Annotated in this window: 19 protein-coding genes and 1 pseudogene; 14 read left to right on the top strand and 6 right to left on the bottom strand. The window is 60.0% G+C overall.

Going from position 1 to position 19730, the window contains the following annotated elements:
* Positions 1 to 14: 14 nt before the first annotated feature.
* Together BSK43_RS11175 and BSK43_RS11180 are read right to left on the bottom strand one after the other, a co-directional pair.
* Positions 15 to 1625 carry a DHA2 family efflux MFS transporter permease subunit gene (locus tag BSK43_RS11175; protein ID WP_077472557.1) on the bottom strand — a complete coding sequence of 537 codons (1611 nt, stop codon included), beginning with the start codon at positions 1623 to 1625 and terminating at the stop codon, positions 15 to 17.
* 26 nt (positions 1626 to 1651) lie between these two features.
* A complete protein-coding gene (locus BSK43_RS11180) occupies positions 1652 to 2872 on the bottom strand; it encodes an HlyD family secretion protein (protein ID WP_077472556.1) in 1221 nt (406 codons plus the stop codon).
* 162 nt (positions 2873 to 3034) lie between these two features.
* Here BSK43_RS11180 and BSK43_RS11185 point away from each other — a divergent pair, with 162 nt between their 5' ends.
* From BSK43_RS11185 to BSK43_RS11195, 3 genes are all read left to right on the top strand, one after another.
* Positions 3035 to 3715 (top strand): TetR/AcrR family transcriptional regulator, encoded by a 681-nt coding sequence (locus BSK43_RS11185; protein ID WP_068400500.1) that lies wholly within the window; start codon positions 3035 to 3037, stop codon positions 3713 to 3715.
* A gap of 115 nt (positions 3716 to 3830) precedes the next feature.
* A complete protein-coding gene (locus tag BSK43_RS11190) occupies positions 3831 to 4670 on the top strand; it encodes a GyrI-like domain-containing protein (RefSeq protein WP_077472566.1) in 840 nt (279 codons plus the stop codon).
* A 131-nt stretch (positions 4671 to 4801) separates the two neighbouring features.
* Positions 4802 to 5545 (top strand): TerC family protein, encoded by a 744-nt coding sequence (locus tag BSK43_RS11195; protein WP_077472555.1) that lies wholly within the window; start codon positions 4802 to 4804, stop codon positions 5543 to 5545.
* 34 nt (positions 5546 to 5579) lie between these two features.
* Here the strand turns inward: BSK43_RS11195 and BSK43_RS11200 are convergent, their stop codons facing one another.
* On the bottom strand, positions 5580 to 5990 hold the full coding sequence (locus BSK43_RS11200) for a hypothetical protein (protein WP_077472554.1): 411 nt from the start codon (positions 5988 to 5990) through the stop codon (positions 5580 to 5582).
* Between the two features lie 363 nt (positions 5991 to 6353).
* On the opposite strand from BSK43_RS11200, the gene gltX reads away from it, so the two are divergent.
* From gltX to BSK43_RS11215, 3 genes are read left to right on the top strand one after another with little or no spacing between them, the layout of a single operon-like run.
* A complete protein-coding gene (gltX, locus tag BSK43_RS11205; protein ID WP_077472553.1) occupies positions 6354 to 7811 on the top strand; it encodes a glutamate--tRNA ligase in 1458 nt (485 codons plus the stop codon).
* 15 nt (positions 7812 to 7826) lie between these two features.
* Positions 7827 to 9323, top strand: a complete 1497-nt coding sequence (gene lysS, locus BSK43_RS11210) for a lysine--tRNA ligase (RefSeq protein WP_077472552.1) — start codon at positions 7827 to 7829, stop codon at positions 9321 to 9323.
* A 36-nt stretch (positions 9324 to 9359) separates the two neighbouring features.
* Positions 9360 to 9644: a hypothetical protein gene (locus BSK43_RS11215; RefSeq protein WP_077472551.1), complete on the top strand. Its 285-nt coding sequence runs from the start codon at positions 9360 to 9362 to the stop codon at positions 9642 to 9644.
* A 41-nt stretch (positions 9645 to 9685) separates the two neighbouring features.
* Here the strand turns inward: BSK43_RS11215 and BSK43_RS11220 are convergent, their stop codons facing one another.
* Positions 9686 to 10522 carry a hypothetical protein gene (locus BSK43_RS11220; RefSeq protein WP_077472550.1) on the bottom strand — a complete coding sequence of 279 codons (837 nt, stop codon included), beginning with the start codon at positions 10520 to 10522 and terminating at the stop codon, positions 9686 to 9688.
* Between the two features lie 195 nt (positions 10523 to 10717).
* Between BSK43_RS11220 and BSK43_RS11225 the strand changes: the two genes are divergently transcribed.
* From BSK43_RS11225 to BSK43_RS11260, 8 genes and pseudogenes are all read left to right on the top strand, one after another.
* A complete protein-coding gene (locus BSK43_RS11225) occupies positions 10718 to 11626 on the top strand; it encodes a LysR substrate-binding domain-containing protein (RefSeq protein ID WP_077472549.1) in 909 nt (302 codons plus the stop codon).
* 2 nt (positions 11627 to 11628) lie between these two features.
* The gene (locus tag BSK43_RS11230) at positions 11629 to 11946 is read left to right on the top strand and encodes a hypothetical protein (protein ID WP_077472548.1); all 318 of its coding nucleotides are present in this window, start codon (positions 11629 to 11631) and stop codon (positions 11944 to 11946) included.
* Positions 11947 to 12088: 142 nt separating this feature from the next.
* Positions 12089 to 13249: an ABC transporter substrate-binding protein gene (locus BSK43_RS11235; protein WP_077472547.1), complete on the top strand. Its 1161-nt coding sequence runs from the start codon at positions 12089 to 12091 to the stop codon at positions 13247 to 13249.
* Between the two features lie 182 nt (positions 13250 to 13431).
* Positions 13432 to 14419 (top strand): annotated as a pseudogene (locus tag BSK43_RS11240) (ABC transporter ATP-binding protein).
* Entirely contained in the window at positions 14416 to 15390 is a 975-nt protein-coding gene (locus tag BSK43_RS11245) for an ABC transporter permease (protein WP_077472545.1), read from the top strand. The pseudogene BSK43_RS11240 and the gene BSK43_RS11245 overlap by 4 nt, the downstream one beginning before the upstream one ends.
* A complete protein-coding gene (locus tag BSK43_RS11250) occupies positions 15380 to 16195 on the top strand; it encodes an ABC transporter permease (protein WP_068399856.1) in 816 nt (271 codons plus the stop codon). Before BSK43_RS11245 ends, BSK43_RS11250 begins: the two co-directional genes overlap by 11 nt.
* Before the next feature lie 13 nt (positions 16196 to 16208).
* Positions 16209 to 17636, top strand: a complete 1428-nt coding sequence (locus BSK43_RS11255) for a gamma-aminobutyraldehyde dehydrogenase (RefSeq protein ID WP_077472544.1) — start codon at positions 16209 to 16211, stop codon at positions 17634 to 17636.
* A 354-nt stretch (positions 17637 to 17990) separates the two neighbouring features.
* Positions 17991 to 18164 carry a DUF1328 domain-containing protein gene (locus BSK43_RS11260; RefSeq protein ID WP_077472543.1) on the top strand — a complete coding sequence of 58 codons (174 nt, stop codon included), beginning with the start codon at positions 17991 to 17993 and terminating at the stop codon, positions 18162 to 18164.
* Positions 18165 to 18196: 32 nt separating this feature from the next.
* Here BSK43_RS11260 and BSK43_RS11265 read toward each other — a convergent pair whose 3' ends face one another.
* Positions 18197 to 18871 (bottom strand): DUF1345 domain-containing protein, encoded by a 675-nt coding sequence (locus BSK43_RS11265; RefSeq protein ID WP_077472542.1) that lies wholly within the window; start codon positions 18869 to 18871, stop codon positions 18197 to 18199.
* 108 nt (positions 18872 to 18979) lie between these two features.
* Positions 18980 to 19711: an SDR family oxidoreductase gene (locus tag BSK43_RS11270; RefSeq protein WP_077472541.1), complete on the bottom strand. Its 732-nt coding sequence runs from the start codon at positions 19709 to 19711 to the stop codon at positions 18980 to 18982.
* Between the last annotated feature and the right edge of the window lie 19 nt (positions 19712 to 19730).

Raw genomic sequence — 19730 nt, forward strand, 5'->3', positions numbered from 1 at the left:
GGCGTGGCGTGAGATCAATGGCCTCCGCCACCTCCACCGCCGCCTGGTGCATTCGGCTTGCTCAGCATGAGCACCCCGAGGATCATCGCCAGGAACAGGATGGTAAGCATCAGGAAGATGTCGCTGAAGGACATGACCACAGCCTGTTGCGTTGCCATGTTGACCATCTGCCTCAGCGCAGCCTGCTGTCCGTTCAACCCGGAGGCGGTAAAGCTGGCAGCCATGTTGTTCAGCTGATCGACGGCAATCTGATTGCCCCAATGAATATTGTCACGCAGGTTGAAGTAGTGCTGGTCCTGCCGGTTCGTCAGCAGCGTGTTGATGATAGCAAGGCCAACAGCGCCGCCGAGGTTACGCGTCAGGTTGAACAGGCCGGACGCACCGCGCATGCGGGCGGGCGGCATGGTTCCAAGCGCGATATTGTTGATCGGCACCATGCAGAGCATCAGCCCGAATCCGCGCAGGATCTGCGGGATCATCAGTTCCCAGAAATCCCAATCCGTCGTCAGATGCATCATGATGTAGGTGCCGGCCGAGAAGCTGGTGAAGCCGATGATCATCAGGATGCGCAGGTCGATCTTGCTCGACAGGAAGCCGGCAAGCGGCGCCGTGAAGAACATGGTCAGGCCCGAAACGAACATCGTTTCGCCGATCTGCAGCGAATCGTAACCGCGGATACGGGCAAGATAGAGCGGGTAGATATAGGTCAGGCCGTAGAGACCGATGCCCATGACGAAGGAGAAGACTGACCCGAAGGAGAAGTTCTTGTTGGTGAACGCCTTCAGATCCACCACCGGGAACTCGGCCGTGAAGGCTCGATAGAAGAAGATGACCGCACCGATGGCCGAGGCGATGGCGCCTGCGACGATGTAATTGTCGTTGAACCAGTCGTTGGTGTTGCCTTCCTCAAGCACATATTCCAAAGCGCCAAGGAAGACACCCATGGAAACCAGGCCCCACCAGTCGAATTTCTTCATCAGCGACAGTTCGGGCTTGTCGAAATCGATGAAATTCCAGGTGACGATCGCAACGATGATACCCGGCGGAATATTGACGAGGAACAGCCAGTGCCAGGAAAAGGCATTGGAGAGATAGCCGCCAACCGTCGGGCCGATGGTCGGCGCCAGCGTCGCGATCAGCCCAATGATCGGCGAGACGACGTTGCGCTTCGATGGCGGGAAGATGGTGAAGGCAGCCGCGAAGACCGAGGGGATCATGCCGCCACCGATAAAGCCTTGCAGCGCACGGTAGATGATCATCTGGTCGATGTTGGTGGCGGTCGCAGCAAGCGCGCTCGCTGCGGTGAAGCCAGCTGCCGAGATCGCGAACAGGTAGCGCGTGGAAATGATGCGCGCCAGCGTTCCCGACAGCGGGATCATGATGACTTCGGCGATCAGATAGGCGGTCTGCACCCAGCCGATTTCATCCGAGCCGGCGCTGAGGCCGGCCTGGATTTCGCTGAGCGAGGCAGACACGATCTGAATGTCGAGGATCGACATGAACATGCCGAGCACCATCGCCAGAAAGGCGATGAGCTTTTTGGTCTCGATATGATCCACCGCTGGTGGCGCGGCAGGGCCGGCCGCGCGTGGGGGCGACCCTGCAGTAGTGCTGGCGGACGACATGCTGCGTCTCTCCCGAGCTTGAGCGCTTACTTGTTCGGTGCCGTGCGGGTATCGACGTCGACGACGACGCTGAGGCCTGCGCGCAGACGACCGGTATCAAGCGCATCCTGCGGCAATGCGATGCGAACAGGCACACGCTGGATGATCTTGGTGAAATTGCCAGTCGCGTTTTCCGGCGGCAGCAGCGAGAAGACCGAGCCGGAAGCCGGTGAGATCGACTCGACGGTGCCAACGATCGGATGGTCGCTATAGGCATCGACATGGACGTTCACCTTGGAACCGGGAACCAGGTGCTGGATCTGCGTTTCCTTGAAGTTCGCGTCGATATAGAGCTGCCGGGTCGGCACAATCGCCATCAGTTTCTGTCCGGGAGACACAAGGTCGCCTTCCTGAACGGAACGATTGCCGACAACGCCGTCATAAGGCGCCTTCAGCACGGTAAAGGACAGGTCGCGGGCAGCCTTGTCGCGAGCGGCGGCAAGACCCTTGATCGTGCTTTCTGCCTGGCGGCGCTGGGCCTGTAGCAGATTGATATTGGCTTGTGCCGAAGCAATCGCGGCATCGCCGCCGACCAGGTTGGCCTTGGCTTGGTCGAGCGCGATGTTGGCGCTATCCAAGGCGGCCGTGGTGCCGACCGACTTGGCTTGCAGTTCAGCAGCGCGCGTCTGGGTGATCTGAGCGCCACGAACAGTGGCGTCGAGGGCAACCTTCTGGGCCTGCGACTGGGCAAGAGCGGCCTGGCCGGCAGCGATCTGTGCATCGATGGTATGGAGTGAGAGCTGTTCGGTGTCGTACGAGGCCTGGGCCTGATCCAGCGCCAGCTTGTAGTCGCCGTCATCGAGCGTGGCGAGCACATCGCCAGCCTTGACGAGCTGGTTGGCAACAACATTCACCTTGGCGACATAGCCGGTGACCTTCGGCTGAATGGTCGCGATATCGCCGCCGATATAGGCATCGTCAGTCGAGACCATGAAGCGGCCGTTCGTCCACCAGTCATAACCATACCAGCCGCCGGCTGCGAGCACGGCGACGATGATGACAGGGAGCACCAGGCTGCGCCGCTTCTTTGCCGGAGGCGGTGGGGCCGCGGGAACCGGAGATGCGGGCGCAGCCTGGGTGGGAGCTGGATTGCTTCGCGTTTCTGCGGCGGGAGCGTTGGCAGATACGCCAGCTTCCGGCGCTTCCGCTTCGGCATCAGCGGACTCATCCACGATGCGCGCTACATTGTTTCCATGACTTGACGACATTGCCCTACCACCGAAAATCTAGGTAAAATAATCGAACCGAACGGTTCGGTTCAATTGACATAAAGCCTTTTCCATTCCATATCAAGAGACATCGAACCGCGTGGTTCGATTTATTTGACGAGTCTGTTTAAGATTCTGCAAAAATGATTGATGAAGGAGACGATGAAACACGAATCGCAAAATGCCATCATATTGAACGCGCCCGCGCCTGCATCCGGGGGCCGCTGGGCCGCTGGCGAAGATCCGGTCAAGCGCCACCAGATTCTCGAAGGCGCCAAGCGCGTCTTTATGAAGATGGGCTTCGACGCGGCGAGCATGAACGACGTCACCCGCGAGGCGGGCGTCTCCAAGGGCACGCTTTACGTCTATTTCGCGAACAAGGAAGACCTGTTCGCCGCCATGATGGAGAGCGAGCGCACCTATTTCGTCAACCTCGTGCGCAACGCACTGGCGGATGAATCGGATGTCACGACGTCTCTTTATGATTTCGGCATAGTATTCGTGACGCACGTCACCTCGGACAAGACCATCAGCGCCATGCGCACGGTCATCGGCGTGCGCGAGCGCATGCCCTCCCTCTGTCAGCGTTTCTTCACCGGTCCGGAAAATCTGCGCACGGTGTTGCGCGGCTTCCTTGAGCGGCAGGTCGCAGCCGGTCATCTCAAGATCGACGATTTCGACATGGCGGCCCGCCATTTTCTGGAGATGGCCAGTGGCGGCTACTTCAAGCTGCGGCTGTTTGGCGACATGGACGAACCACCGTCAAAGGAGGAGATCGATTATGTCGTGCGCGGCGCCGTGCGCGTTTTCCTCGCAGGCTATGGGCCCGACCGCAAGGATTGATGGCAAAAGCCTTCCCTTGTTGCCGATGAGCAGCTAGCGATCCAACTCCGCAATGGCGATCAAGCGTCGCGGCCGCTGGGCGCTTATGAATTGTCCGGCAACCAGGGAGTTGGGCATGAGCGCGATCGGCAGAGCGATATGGTTCATCGAAAGCCATTTCACATCCGATATCTCGTTGGATGAGATCGCCGATACGGCCGGGCTTTCGCGATATCATCTGTCGCGCGTCTTCGGCATGACCACAGGTCATTCGATCAGCGGCTATATAAGGAGCCGCCGCCTCAGCAGTGCGGCTCTCGCACTGACGGATAGCTCTTCCACCATTCTCCAGGTTGCCCTCGATGCCGGCTACGGCTCGCACGAGGCCTTCACCCGTGCCTTCCGCGAGCAATTCGGCATGACGCCGGAGAGCCTGCGCAAACAGGGGCACGTTCGCAACCTCGCTCTACAGGAGCCGATCAGAATGGACGACACCCGCCTCCCCAAGCTCGATGCCCCGCGCTTCGAGATTCGCCCGGCAATGCTGCTCGCTGGCTTTGCCGAAACCTATGCCCATGAAGCTACGCAGGCGATCCCTTCGCTCTGGCAGAAGTTCAACCAGCATTTCGGCCACATTCCTGGCCAGGTGGGCAACGTCGCCTATGGCGTCTGCACCCAGGCGGATGAGGGTAGCGAAGGCTTCCGCTATATGTCCGCAGCCGAAGTCACCGGCACCGACGACCTGCCCGAAGGGTTTACGACCGCGAGACTGCCGCCGCAGCGCTATGCGGTCTTTGCCCATCGCGGCCACATCTCGGGCATTTCCGCGACCGTGCATCAGATCTTCGGCGAATGGCTCCCGCAATCGGGCCACCAGCACGGCGGAACCCCGGACATGATGGAGCGCTATGACGAGCGTTTCGACCCGCGCACCGGCATGGGCGTGACCGAAATCTGGATCCCCCTCAAAGCTTAAAGCGAGCCCGCCGCCACGAAAATGGCGGCGGCGCTTGTACGGACGACGACGCTCCTTACATTACGGCCATTCTTGACAGGCCGGGGCTGGGGGTCAGTATCGGCAATGCTGACAAAAAGGGGAAATCGTCGATGGATATTGTTGGGCTGATACAGGATCCGAGCGCGTGGGTCGCGCTCGTCACACTCGTGGTCATGGAGGTGGTGCTTGGCATCGACAACCTCATCTTCATCTCGATCCTGACCAACAAACTGCCCGCCGAACACCGCGACAGGGCGCGCAAGATCGGTATCGGCCTTGCTCTTGGCATGCGTCTCGCACTGCTCGGCACTGTCGCCTGGATCGTTCAGCTGACGCAGCCCGTCTTCGAGATCTTCGGCCAGGGCTTCTCCTGGAAAGACATGATCTTGATCGGCGGCGGCCTCTTCCTCGTCTGGAAGGCGACGAAGGAGATCCATCACAATGTCGATCCGCAGGAACACGGCGAGGATTTCATCGCCAAGTCGACGACCTCCACCTTCGCCGCCGCCATCGGCCAGATCCTGCTGCTCGACCTGGTCTTCTCGGTCGACAGCATCATCACCGCCGTCGGCATGACGCCGCATCTGCCGATCATGTTCGTCGCCGTGATTGCTGCGGTTACGGTCATGCTGGTCGCCGCCAACCCGCTCGCCAATTTCATTGAGAGGAACCCGAGCATCGTCATGCTGGCGCTCGCCTTCCTGCTGATGATCGGCACGACGCTGATCGCCGAAGGCATGGGTGTGCATGTGCCCAAGGGCTACATCTACGCCGCCATGGCCTTCTCAGCTCTCGTGGAAGTGCTCAACATGCTGGTCAGGAACCGCCGGAAAAAGGCATCCGGCGGCCATTGAGGAAAAGATCCGCATCCGGAAACGGGTGCGGCACTCAATCCTGAACGTGGACGTCGACCCATTCGCCGATGTCGCCGCGCCCGTAAATATCGACCTTGATCCTGACATTGCCGCGGACGATGAGTTTTGCGGCATCATCAGCAATATTGCCATCGGCGAGCATGGCTTCCAGCCGCTGACGGTTTGACGGCAGCGAGAAGAAACTATCGCCCTGGTCGCCGCGGTCGCGCCGACGGTAGGCGTGATAGTTCGCCCGATCCTGACGGATGATCTGCCAGGGCAGCGTTAGACGCTCCCCCTTTGAATTGTAGAGGTCGTCGTTACCGATATAGGCGCGATAGGACTCGATCAGCTTGGCCGAGCTATCGCGCGTAATCGTCGATTGCGCGGCGGCGGGACCGAACATGGCCGCTGCCATTATGAGGCTCAAAACCAGTCTCTTCATTGCTTCCTCGCGGTATTTGATTGAAGACCTATTCCGCCACTGCCGCAGAAATTGCAAATAAAATTCGGCAACCGACCCGCTTTCATCCCGATAGCCTTACGAACGGTAAAGAGGCATCACTATTCTGATATATCGGCTCGAATCGGCGCGTTGCAATGTCCATGACACACCATCGGGTCGATCTTGAGGCGCGGTTTCCCTTGACGTCATGCATTGAATATGGCCTAAGGCCAGCCATATGGAAAACGCGGAACTGAAGCGGCAGACGCCCTTTTCCGGCCGGTTTCCTCATCCAGATACACATCTTCGGCTGGACGGCGCTTGTCCAAAGCGCGACCCGGCCTTTTATGACGGGCAAACAAGATGACCACTTCAGGCGTTCGCGTCCGCATCGCACCCTCCCCCACCGGCGAGCCGCATGTCGGCACGGCCTATATCGCGCTGTTCAACTATCTCTTCGCCAAGAAACACGACGGCGAGTTCATCCTGCGCATCGAGGATACCGACGCGACCCGCTCCACCCCGGAATTCGAGACCAAGGTGCTCGACGCTCTGAAATGGTGCGGCCTGAAATGGTCTGAAGGTCCGGATGTCGGTGGGCCCTATGGCCCTTATCGCCAGAGCGACCGCAAGGAGCTGTATAAGCCCTACGTCGAACAGATCGTCACGAACGGACACGGCTTCCGCTGCTTCTGCACGCCCGAGCGTCTGGAAAAGATGCGCGAGGCGCAGCGTGCCGCCGGCCTGCCGCCGAAGTATGACGGTCACTGTTTGAACCTTTCGGCCGAGGAAGTCTCGACGCGCGTCGCCGCCGGCGAGCCGCATGTTGTGCGTATGAAGATCCCGACCGAGGGTAGCTGCAAGTTCCATGACGGCGTCTACGGCGACGTGGAAATCCCGTGGGATGCCGTCGACATGCAGGTTCTGCTGAAAGCCGACGGCATGCCGACCTATCACATGGCCAACGTCGTCGACGACCATCTGATGAAGATCACCCATGTGGCACGTGGCGAAGAATGGCTCGCCTCGGTGCCGAAGCACATACTGATCTATCAGTATCTCGGCTGGGAGCCGCCGGTGTTCATGCACCTGTCGCTGATGCGCAATGCCGACAAGTCAAAGCTGTCGAAGCGCAAGAACCCGACGTCGATCTCCTATTACACGGCTCTCGGCTATATTCCCGAAGCGCTGATGAACTTCCTCGGCCTGTTCTTCATGCAGATCGCCGAGGGCGATGAGCTCCTGACGATGGACGAGCTTGCGGCAAAGTTCGACCCGGAGAACCTCTCCAAGGCCGGCGCGATCTTCGATATCCAGAAGCTCGACTGGCTGAACGGCCGCTGGATCCGCGAGAAGCTTTCGGAAGAGGAATTCCAGCAGCGCGTGCTGACCTGGGCCATGGAAAACAGCCGCCTGCAGGAAGGCCTGAAGCTGTCGCAGTCGCGCATCACCAAGCTTGGTGAACTGCCTGACCTCGCCGGCTTCCTGTTCAAGTCCGACCTCAACCTTGATCCCTCCGCTTTCGCGAAGATCAAGTCGACGCCGGAAGAGCTGTTGGAAATCCTGAACACGGTGCAGCCGGACCTCGAAAAGATCCTCGAATGGAATGTCGAAACGATCGAAGCCGAGTTGCGCGCCATCGCCGACCGCATGGGCAAGAAGCTGAAGGTCATCGTCGCCCCGCTATTCGTGGCCGTCTCGGGCTCCTCGCGCTCGCTACCGCTTTTCGATAGCATGGCGATCCTCGGCCGCTCCGTCGTGCGCCAGCGGCTGAAACTGGCCGCCCAGACCGTTGCGACCCTCGTCGGCCCAAAGAATTGAACCGGACGTAAAACCATGAACGACAAGACCGAAACCGCCACCCTCTCCTCCGACGCGACGGAAGTTCGCGCGCAGAAGCTGAAGCTGCTGCGCGAACAGATCGGCGACGTCTATCCGGCGCATTTCCACCGGACCATGACCAATGCCGAACTGGCTGCAAAATACGAGAGCCTGGAGCCGGACACGGAGACCACCGACGTCGTCACCGTCGCCGGCCGCGTCTATTCCTCGCGCAACTCCGGCATGTTCATGGACATTCATGACGCCTCGGCGAAGATCCAGATCTTCAGCCACAAGGATGTTACCGGCGAAGAAGCGCGCTCCCTGCTGCCGATGATCGATATCGGCGACATTATCGGCGTCACCGGTGTCGTACGCCGCACCAAGCGCGGCGAGCTGACGATCAATGCCCAGCAGATCACCATGCTGACCAAGTCGCTGTTGCCGATGCCTGAAAAGTGGCACGGCCTGTCGGATATCGAGTTGCGCTATCGCAAGCGCCACCTCGACATCATGACCAACGAGGAATCGAAACTCCGCTTCCAGCAGCGCAGCCGCATCGTTTCCGGCATCCGCCGCTTCATGGAAAATGACGGCTTCATGGAAGTCGAGACGCCGATGCTGCACTCGGTTTACGGCGGCGCCACCGCCGAGCCGTTCAAGACGCATCACAACACGCTGAAGCTCGATATGTACCTGCGCATCGCGCCGGAACTGTTCCTGAAGCGCACGCTGGTCTCCGGCCTCACCGACAAGGTGTTCGAGATCAACCGCAACTTCCGCAACGAAGGCGTCTCCACCCGGCACAATCCAGAATTCACGATGATGGAATGTTACTGGGCCTACGCCGACTACGAGGACATCATGGACCTCGTCGAGCGCCTGTTCTCGACGCTTGCCATGTCGATCCACGGCAGCACCGAATTCGCCTTCGGCGACAAGCAGATCTCCTTCAAGGGCCCGTTCCGCCGGGTGCCGATGCCTGATGCTGTCAAGGAAGCGACCGGTATCGACTTCCTGGCGATCAAGACCGACGAGGAAGCCCGCGCCGCCTCCAAGGCTGCCGGCTTTGCCGTCGAGAAGGATGCGACCTGGGGCGAATGCCTGGCCTTCATTTTTGAAGAAAAGGTCGAGGGCACGCTGATCCAGCCGTCGCATGTTACGCACTTCCCGAAGGACATCTCGCCCTTCGCCAAGGAAGTGCCGGGCGAGCCGCGCCTCGTCGAGCGCTTCGAAACTTATTGCAATGCCTGGGAACTCGGCAACGCCTTCTCGGAACTCAACGATCCGGAAGAGCAGCGTGCCCGCATGGTCGAGCAGCTCGAGCAGGCGCATGCACGCGGCGAAAAGCAGAAGGAACTGGACGAGGAATTCCTCGATGCCATCGATCAGGGCATGCCGCCTGCCGGTGGCCTCGGCATCGGTGTCGACCGCCTCATCATGCTTCTGACCAACTCGCCGTCGATCCGCGACATCATCCTTTTCCCGGCCCGTCGCGCCAAGGCGGACTGAGACCGTTTCGTCCTCCGAACCTCAAAGGTGCGAACCATGACCGAGAAAGACACAGCGGCCGCAGATGCCGACAACGAGCAGCAGCGGCTGGCCGATCTTGCGGAGATCGGCGATGTCGATCTATCACAATATGCGCCGGGAACCTTCGGCTGCCACGAGGCGATGCACACGGCGTCGATCATGCTCGACATGACCGACGACCAGTTGCTGCAGCACCCCGCCATCTTGGCGAATCCCGATTTCTACCGTCTTGCCGGCGAAGTTCACGAAGCACTCTTCGCGCTTTACCAGGCGATCGGCGAGAAACATCTGGTGGATTGAGGCCATTGCCTTTGCGCCCGCTGGCGCAAGGCAAACTCCGATCAGTTGGTGACCGGCGATCGCCGGTCGGCAGCCCCTGTCATGGTCGGGTCGAGGCCTGGTGATGGGCTCTTATCCTTGGCGTCCGCTCCGATAAATTCACCATTCTCATCATATCCGGGCCGCACGTTGCCCGTCGATTTCGGCTCCGGCAGAGCAGACTTGGCATTGTGATCCTCTGCCTGCTTGGCAGCCGCCTTCTGTTCTGCGGCCATCGCCGCCTTCAGCTTGTCTTTCTTGGCATCGCCGCCGGCACCATTGTCGGCGGCCAGGGCATTGTCGCAATCGCTGAAATCCTTCAAGCCGGCAAGAGCCGTATCGATATCCTCCGGCTGCATGGTGATCTGCTCGCCGTAGAAGAGACCTGCCGTGCTGGCGTTGCCATCATAATAACGTGCCGTCAGCGGAGCCTCCGCGCTGCCGTCGGCAAGCTTGTCGGGGTGCGGCACATAGACGACATCGGCGCCCAACGCCCGGCCGCGTATATCGGAACGCAAGATCGGGCCGTTCTTGTCGAGGACTACAACCTGAACGAGATCTGGCTTCTGTTCCTGATAGACAGCCTTGGCCACGCGCAGCGCCGTCCTCACGCGTGTCAGGCCATCGGTCGGATCGGTGCGGATATATTTGCGCACCCAGAAGCGGTTTTCCTTGCGAATGGTGACGAGATTGATGTCCGTGCACTGCAATCCGTTGGAGGAAGCGGACGCAAATCCGAGCAGTCTGTCCTTGCCGATAGAAAGCGCCAAAACGCCGGAGCAGCCTATGAGTAAAGCCACTCCGCCGATGATGACGACAAACTTCCGGGGCAACCGGAAAATGTGCAGTAAGGCGCTCACGCCAACTGCTCCAGCATAGACCACTCCAAGGTGATAAAGATGATCAACCCTCACGTTAGGGAAATGGCGTTTCTGAATACTTAAAGCCAAGGTGAAACTTATATCTCACGTGGTATCTTTACCAAAAAAGGTCCAAAATTTCACAGCTATGACGAGCGCTTGCTTTCGGTGCCGGGGCCATGCTCTAACCTTTTCATGGCCTTCACCTTGAGACAGTTGCAGTACTTCGTTGCCGTGGCGGAACAGGGCTCGGTGACCCGCGCGGCGCAGAATCTTTCGATTTCTCAATCCTCCGTTACCGAGGCGCTGAAGGAGCTGGAGGGCGACCTCGGCGTCGAGCTGTTCGACCGGCATCCGCGCGGGCTATCGATCACACACAACGGCCATCAATTCCTGCGCCATGCGACGAAGATTCTGGCGACGGTTTCCGACGCGCGCACCAGCTTTTCCGGCCAGCGGAACGCGACCGGCGGCACGCTGAACATCGGCGTGACATCGCTCGTCGCCGGCTATGTCCTGTCCGATCTTCTGGCGCGCTATCGCCGCGCCTGCCCCGGCGTCGAAGTCAGCGCCATCGAGGACAATGGCAGCTATCTGGAACATCTTCTGGTTGGTGGCGAGCTCGACGTCGCCGTCATGGTCATCTCCAACCTGCGGGACCGCATGGCTTTGCAGGCCGAAATCCTCGAGACGTCGCCCTATCGGCTCTGGCTGCCCATGGGCCATCCCCTCGTCTCGGCCGATATCATCAGCGTCGCCGATATCACTCGCGAACCGCTGATCATGCTGACCATCGACGAAATCGAGGAGAATACCGGCAAGCTGCTGACGGCGCTCGGCGCACGGCCGCATGTGGCCTTCCGCACGCGCTCCGTCGAGGCAGTGCGCAGCCTCGTGGCAACAGGCGCGGGCGTGGCGCTGCTGCCAGATCTCGTCTATCGCCCCTGGTCGCTGGAAGGCGACCGCATCGAAAGCCGCGACGTCTCCGGCTCGCTGCCGGTCGTGCAGGTGGGCATGGTCTGGCGCAAGGGATCGAGCCTGCCGCAGGCGGCCCGCGATTTCGTCGGCGTCGCCGAAACCCTCAGAAACGGGAGGAGTCGGTGAGGATGATCAGAGAATTTACATACAGTATCCTATCTCTGTTTGCTTGCACCGATATGGCCATTGCCGGTAATTCGGACCACTTTCGGTATCCTTCAGATCCCAAAGTGCTGCTTTCAAAGCCCGATATTGGTATCATCGAAATCCGGAAAGATGAAAACGGCAAAGACATCCTGTTTCTGATCGATCGCAGAAGGGCGCTCAAATACCGCTGCGAGACACATGTAAGCGGCTATAGAATACCAACAGATCAGGGCAAAAGTTCACGCTATCCCATTCGATGCGACATGCTGATCGTACAGCCACCGACCATGCTGTTCTAGAAAGGCGATATCGGAATTTCCGATATCGCCTTTCTGATAAATGAATTTGCGAATGCGGCGAAATCGGGTCACCTTTTCTTCCGGGAACAAAAAGCCAGCCACTGGCTCCACAATATTAAGGCTCAAAAACCGGGAGAGTTCGATGAAGCATCTGCTGAATTCATGCACGGCCGCACTCGCATGCTTAAGTTTTGCCACGCAGGTCATCGCCGCCGAGCCGCTGAAGACGCTCGGCAAGGGCGAAGGCGCCGTCAGCATCGTCGCATGGGCCGGCTACATCGAGCGCGGTGAAAGCGACAAGAATTACGACTGGGTCACCGGCTTCGAAAAGGAAACCGGCTGCAAGGTCAGCGTCAAGACCGCGGCGACATCGGACGAAATGGTCGCGCTGATGAACGAGGGCGGCTTCGACCTCGTGACGGCTTCCGGCGACGCATCGCTGCGTCTCGTCGCCGGTAAGCGCGTCCAGCCGATCAATACCGACCTGATCCCCAGTTGGAAAAACCTCGACGACCGCCTGAAGAATGCCCCGTGGCATACGGTCAACGGCGTCCATTACGGCGTGCCCTACCTCTGGGGGCCGAACGTGCTGATGTACAATACCGATGCCTTCAAGGGCGAAGCACCGAAAAGCTGGAATGTCGTCTTTGAAGAGATGACCCTGCCCGACGGCAAGTCCAACAAGGGTCGCGTCCAGGCCTATGACGGCCCGATCTATATTGCCGATGCCGCCCTCTACCTCATGGCGCACAAGCCGGAACTCGGTATCAAGGACCCCTACGAACTCAACGAAGACCAGTACAAGGCCGCTCTTGAGCTGCTGCGCGGCCAGCGCAAGATCGTCAGCCGCTATTGGCATGATGCGATGATCCAGACCGACGACTTCAAGAACGAAGGCGTCGTCGCCTCCGGCTCATGGCCGTTCCAGGTGAACCTGCTGCAATCAGACAAGCAGAAGATCGCCTCCACCTTCCCGGATGAGGGAACAACGGGCTGGGCCGACACCACCATGCTGCATGCCGACAGCGAGCACCCGAACTGCGCCTATATGTGGATGGAACATTCCCTCCAGGCCAAAGTTCAGGGCGACGCCGCCGCCTGGTTCGGCGCCGTGCCTTCGGTTCCTGCAGCCTGCAAGGGCAACGAACTCTTGACCGACAGCGGTTGCGCCACCAACGGCTACGACCACTTCGACAAGATCCGCTTCTGGAAGACGCCTGTCGCCAAGTGCACGAGCCAGAGCGAGTGCGTGCCCTATCACCGCTGGGTATCGGACTATATCGGCGTGATTGGGGGGCGGTAACCTTCCATCTTCTCCCCAACGGGAAGAAGATGCCCGACAGAGCAAATGAGTGGGATGAGAAGCGACGAACGTTCCGAGCAGTAAGCGAAGAACAACTTATATCGCGCCCCCTCATCCGACCCTTCGGGCCACCTTCTCCCCGCTGGGGAGAAGGAATGACAACACTTTTCCTGGAGCACCCCATGACCGCCGTTCGTTTCCAGCAGGTGTCGCGCCATTTCGGCCAGGTCCGCGCTGTGGACCGTGTCGATCTGGAAATCGCGCCCGGCGAATTCTTCGCCATGCTCGGCCCTTCCGGTTCCGGCAAGACCACCTGCCTCAGGCTGATTGCCGGCTTCGAGCAGCCCACGGGCGGCCATATCGAAATCTTCGGCGAGACGGCCGAAGGCGTGCCGCCCTATAGGCGCAACGTCAACACGGTCTTCCAGGATTACGCCCTGTTTCCGCATCTCAACATCCTCGACAACGTCGCCTACGGATTGATGGTCAAGGGCATCGGTAAGGCTGAGCGGCAGCGCGCCGCAGAGCAGGCGCTGGAACTGGTGAAACTGCCGGGATATGGCACCCGCCGCCCCGGCCAGCCTCTCCGGCGGCCAGCGCCAGCGCGTGGCGCTCGCCCGAGCCCTCGTCAACAAGCCGAAAGTCCTGCTCCTCGACGAGCCGCTCGGCGCTCTCGACCTGAAACTGCGCGAGCAGATGCAGGAGGAGTTGAAGAGCCTGCAGCGCGCGCTCGGCATCACCTTCGTCTTCGTTACCCACGATCAGGGTGAGGCCCTGTCCATGGCCGACCGCGTTGCCGTCTTCAATGATGGCCGCATCGTGCAGCAGGGCACGCCGCATGAGATCTATCAGCGGCCGAAAACCCGCTTCGTTGCCGATTTCGTCGGCTCCTCCAATGTCATCGCGCCGGAAACCATGTCGTCGCTTGGCGGTGAGCGGCGCTGGGCAAGCCTGCGCCCCGAAGCCATACGGTTGACTGAGGAGAGCGGCGTGGCAGCAACCGTGAAGGCGGCGAGCTTTCTCGGTGCTGCTACCCGCCTCTCGATGGAAGCGAATGGCGCGCGCCTGCATGTCACTGTACCGGCGGGCCAGTCGGCGCCCGATACCGGCGCCGCCGTTCGCCTCGCATGGCTGCCGGCGGATGTGCACTATATGGATGACGCCGCATGAACGCCGCCGCCTTCCCCGCTTCGTCGAGCCAGGCGCCGGCCTCGATCCTGCCGAGCCGCGGCGGATTCTTCGGCCGTCTTTCGGATCTCTTCTGGCGCCGCCCGAAGCTGCTGCTCTTCCTGATGCTGACGCCGCCGCTGCTCTGGCTCGGCATCATCTATATCGGCTCGCTGATCGCGCTGCTGCTGCAGAGCTTCTTCTCGATCGACGATTTCTCGGGAATGGTGAACTACCAGTTCACGCTCTCGACCTATGCGCAGCTGCTGAACTCGGCCAATTTCGACATCATCGTGCGCACGGTAATCATGGCTGCCCTCGTCACGGTCGCCTCCGCCTTCGTCGCCTTTCCCATCGCCTATTATGCTGCGCGTTATGCGCAGGGGAAATGGAAGGCGCTGTTCTATCTCGGGGTCATGCTGCCGCTTTGGTCAAGCTATCTGGTCAAGGTCTATGCCTGGAAACTGATCCTTGCCAAGGAAGGCATCCTCACCTGGATCTTCGACAGACTGCATCTTGGCTGGCTGCTTGATGGCGTACTTGCTCTGCCCATCATCGGTGGCAACTCGCTCTCGGTCAGCTATATCGGCACGTTCCTCGTCTTCGTCTATATCTGGCTGCCCTACATGATCCTGCCGACGCAGGCCGCTCTCGAGCGCGTGCCGGCCAATCTGCTCGAAGCCTCGTCCGATCTCGGCGCAACGCCGAACCAGACCTTCCGCACCGTGCTGTTGCCGCTGGCTCTTCCCGGCATCGTCGCCGGCTCGATCTTCACCTTCTCCCTGACATTGGGTGATTACATCATCCCGCAGATCATCGGCTCGTCGCGCCTCTTCATCGGCCAAGCCGTCTATGCGCAACAAGGCACCGCCGGCAACGTGCCGCTTGCCGCCGCCTTCTCGGTGGTGCCTATCGTCATCATGGCCATCTATCTCTGGATCGCCAAGAAACAGGGAGCTTTCGATGCGCTCTGATCGTGGCCAACGCGCCTCTTTCCCCTTGAAGATCGCCGCCGCCGGTGGCCTGCTCTTCCTGCATCTGCCGATCCTGCTGATCTTCGTCTATGCCTTCACCACGGAGGAAAAGAGCTATCAGTGGCCGCCACCGGGCTTCACCCTGCAATGGTTCGGCATTGCCTGGAACCGACCGGATGTCTGGTCGTCACTGGCGCTATCGGTGCAGGTGGCGACAATCGCGACCGCAATCGCCCTCTTGCTCGGCACGCTCTGCGCCGCCGCCGTCAGCCAGACGAAATTCTTCGGCCGGGAGGCGATCTCCTTGCTCGTCATCCTGCCGATCGCGCTTCCCGGCATCATCACCGGTATCGCGCTGCGCTCGGCTTTTAGCCTGTTCGACATCCCCTTCTCGGTCTGGACCATCGTTCTCGGCCATGCGACCTTCTGCGTCGTTGTTGTCTATAACAACGCCGTCGCCCGTTTCCGCCGCACCTCCGGTTCGCTGATCGAGGCTTCGATGGATCTCGGCGCCGATGGCTTCCAGACTTTTCGCCATATCATCCTGCCGAATATCGGTACGGCGCTGCTTGCCGGCGGTATGCTTGCCTTCGCGCTGTCCTTCGATGAAGTCATCGTCACCACCTTCACCGGCGGCCAGCAGATGACTCTGCCGATCTGGATGCTCGAGGAGCTCATCCGCCCGCGCCAGCGACCCGTGACTAATGTCGTCGCCATGGTCGTCGTGCTCGTCACCTTCCTGCCGATCCTGGCAGCCTACTATCTTACCCGCGACGGCGACCAGATCGCCGGCGGCGGCAAATGAAAGGGAGAGAATAATGGATACCCAGATGCTGATCGGCTCCCGCTTCGAGGCCGGCACCGAAACGGAAGAGCAAGTGCTAAACCCGAAGACCGGGGAGAAAGTGCTCAATCTGCCGGAGGCCTCGCTCGGCCAGATCGATGCCGCCGTCGACGCCGCCGAAAAAGCCTTCACGAGCTGGTCACAGACGACGCCAAGCCAGCGCTCCACCTATCTCCTCAAGATCGCCGACGCCATCGAGCGGGATACGGAAGGCTTCGCTGCACTGGAAGCGCTCAACTGCGGCAAGCCGATCAATGCCGTGCTCAATGATGAAATCCCCGCCATCGTCGATTGCTACCGCTTCTTTGCTGGTGCGGTGCGCAACCTGCATGGCCCGGTCGCCGGCGAATATCTGCCCGGCCACACCTCGATGATCCGCCGGGACCCGATCGGCATCGTCGGCTCCATCGCGCCCTGGAACTATCCGCTGATGATGATGGCCTGGAAGCTGGCACCGGCCATTGCCGGCGGCAACACGGTTGTCTTCAAACCCTCCGAACAGACGCCGCTGACGGCGCTGAAGATGGCGAAACTGCTGGCGGAAATCCTGCCCGAAGGCGTCGTCAACGTTATCCTCGGCCGTGGCGAAAGTGTCGGCAATGCACTGATCAACCACCCGAAGATCAGCATGGTCTCGATAACGGGCGATGTCGCGACCGGCAAGAAGGTGTTGCAAGCCGCCGCGAAGACGGTGAAGCGCACGCATCTCGAGCTCGGCGGCAAGGCGCCCGTCATCATCTTCGACGATGCTGATATCGACGCCGTCGTCGCTGGCATCCGTACCTTCGGCTACTACAATGCCGGTCAGGACTGCACCGCCGCTTGCCGCATCTACGCAGACGCCAAGGTCTACGACAATTTCGTCGCCGACCTGACCTCCGCCGTATCGAGCATCAAGTTCAACCTCGCAGACGATACCGAAAACGAGATCGGCCCGCTGATCTCCAAGCGCCAGCGCGACCGTGTCGAAAGCTTCGTTGCGCGCGCCTCCGAACACAAGCACATGGAAATCACCACCGGCGGCAAAACATCAGGCGATCGCGGCTTCTTCTACGCCCCGACTATCGTTGCCGGCGCGACGCAGGATGACGAAATCGTGCGCCGCGAGGTCTTCGGCCCCGTCGTCTCGGTGACACGCTTCACCAACCCCGACGATGCCGTCACCTGGGCCAATGACAGCGACTACGGCCTTGCCTCCTCGGTGTGGACCAAGGACATCAGCCGCGGCATGCAAACCGCCGCCCGGCTGCAATATGGCTGCACCTGGATCAATACCCACTTCATGCTGGTCAACGAGATGCCGCATGGCGGCCTGAAACAATCCGGCTACGGCAAGGATATGTCAGTCTACGCTATCGAAGACTATACGGCCGTGCGGCATGTGATGATCAATCATGGGTGAGATGCAGCTGTCGATGACAGTCGGCTTTCTCGAGTTCGTGATGAGAATACCCCCTCTGTCACTGTCGTGACATCTCCCCCACAAGGGGGGAGATCGTTGGGCGTTTGACGCCAGCCGAGCGAAGACGTTGAGCCTCAGCTTCAGCAGATACGGTGCTGGTTTAGATACAAAAGGCTACCGCGAGTTACCAATCTCCCCCCTTGTGGGGGAGATGTCCCGAAAGGGACAGAGGGGGGTGCCGCACTCTCCGTAAATTCCCGCGAAAGACGACAACACCCCATTAATCGAAACGGCTTCGGAACAATTTCCCATCTCCCGCGTCTTTAAGAAGTACAACGCAGAGGAGACTGCTAAATGCTGAAATGGGCTCTTATTTTCTTTGTAGTTTCGCTGATCAGCGGCTTTTTCGGCTTTTCAGGCGTATCGGCGGCAACCGCAACCATAGCGCGCGTTCTCTTCGCCATCTTCCTGATCGTCTTCCTGGTGTTCCTGGTTCTGGCCGTCATGGCCGGCAACGCCGTCGTCTGACGATATAAGCCGCTATTGTTGAAGGGGCGGGCCTAGATCAGGCTCGCCCCGACATTTATGGCCAGCGCCAGGATCGTCGTATTGAACAGGAATGACAGGATGGCGTGCAAAAGCACCAGCTTACGCATGCCGACCGTGGAAACGCCGATATCGGCGGTTTGCGCGGCAACGCCGATAGTGAAGGAAAAATAGAGAAAATCCCAGTAGATCGGCTCTTCCACCGGCTCGGCGAATTTAAGCCCCTGCCCCTTGCCGGGATTGGCGTAGAAGCGGTGCGCATAGTGGATCGTGAACAGCATGTGCAGGAACGCCCATGAGATCAGGATCGTCACGATCGCCATCATCACGCGGAAAAATGCCACCTCCGGCGAGGCATCCTTCACACCGATCAGATCAAGGACAATGCCGCCGATACTGGCAACTGCCGCCCCGATCGACAGGATCAGCAGCAGCACATCGGAGAAATCGAGGTCGGCTGAGCGCTTGCGGATGCGTTGCACATCGGCCGTCAGCATCCGATAGAGGCTGTAGAGTATATAGACGATAGCCGTCGTATCCCAGGCGATGAGCAGGTTGCCTGTGTTGAGATCCCTTGAGGTCAGCAGCAGAAAAACCGCGATGCCGACAAGCACGGCAATCAGGATCACCTGATGCTTGCGCAACAGCACGAGCCCTCTCGAACGATGCAAAAGTCCGTTGGTGCCCATGCGTCGTTCTCCCGATCGAAAATCGTCTTGCAGAACCGATTCGCCGATGAGAGTGACAAATAAAAGGAGGCCCCGCAATATAGGGCCTCCGAGCCATGGAACCGAGGTTCAGCCGGTCCAGCCACCGTCGACGACATGAATCTGGCCGGTCGTGAAGCCAGCCTCGTCGCCCGCCAGATAGGTCACCAGCGCGGCGATCTCTTCGGCGGTCGCGATGCGGCCCATCGGCTGGCGGGCGATGAAGTCCTTCATCGCCTTGTCGTAGTCGCCGGTTGCCTTCAGCCGCTCATGAAGCGACGGGCTGTCAACCGTGCCGGGGCAAATGGCGTTGGCGCGAATGCCCTTGGCGACGAAGTCGGCGGCGATCGCCTTGGTAAGCCCGATGACCGCAGCCTTGGAAGCACCATAGGCGAAGCGATTGGGCACGCCTTTCACGCTGGAAGCGACGGAGGACATGTTGACGATCGAGCCCTTGCCCTTCTCCAGCATGCCCGGCAAGAAGGCGCGGCAGGTCGTGTACATCGCCTTGGCATTGAGGTTGAACGAGAAATCCCAGTCCTTTTCCTCGCAGTCCAGGATCGTGCCGGAATGCACGAAGCCGGCGCAATTGAAGAGCACGTCGATGGGGCCGAGTTCCTCGGCGTAAGTCTTGACCGCTGCACCGTCGAGCACGTTCAACACATGCTTGGTAGCGCCATCGAGCGTCGCAAGCGTCTGCTCGTTGATGTCGGTGGCGTAGACATGCGCGCCGAGCGAAATGAAGCGCTCCGCCGAAGCCCGGCCAATGCCCTGCCCGGCCGCCGTGATGACGACCTTCTTGCCTTCCAACCCGTGACCCATAGTTCTGATCCTTTCCTCG

The sequence above is a fragment of the Rhizobium sp. P44RR-XXIV genome, assembly GCF_001999485.2.
Lineage (GTDB): Bacteria > Pseudomonadota > Alphaproteobacteria > Rhizobiales > Rhizobiaceae > Rhizobium.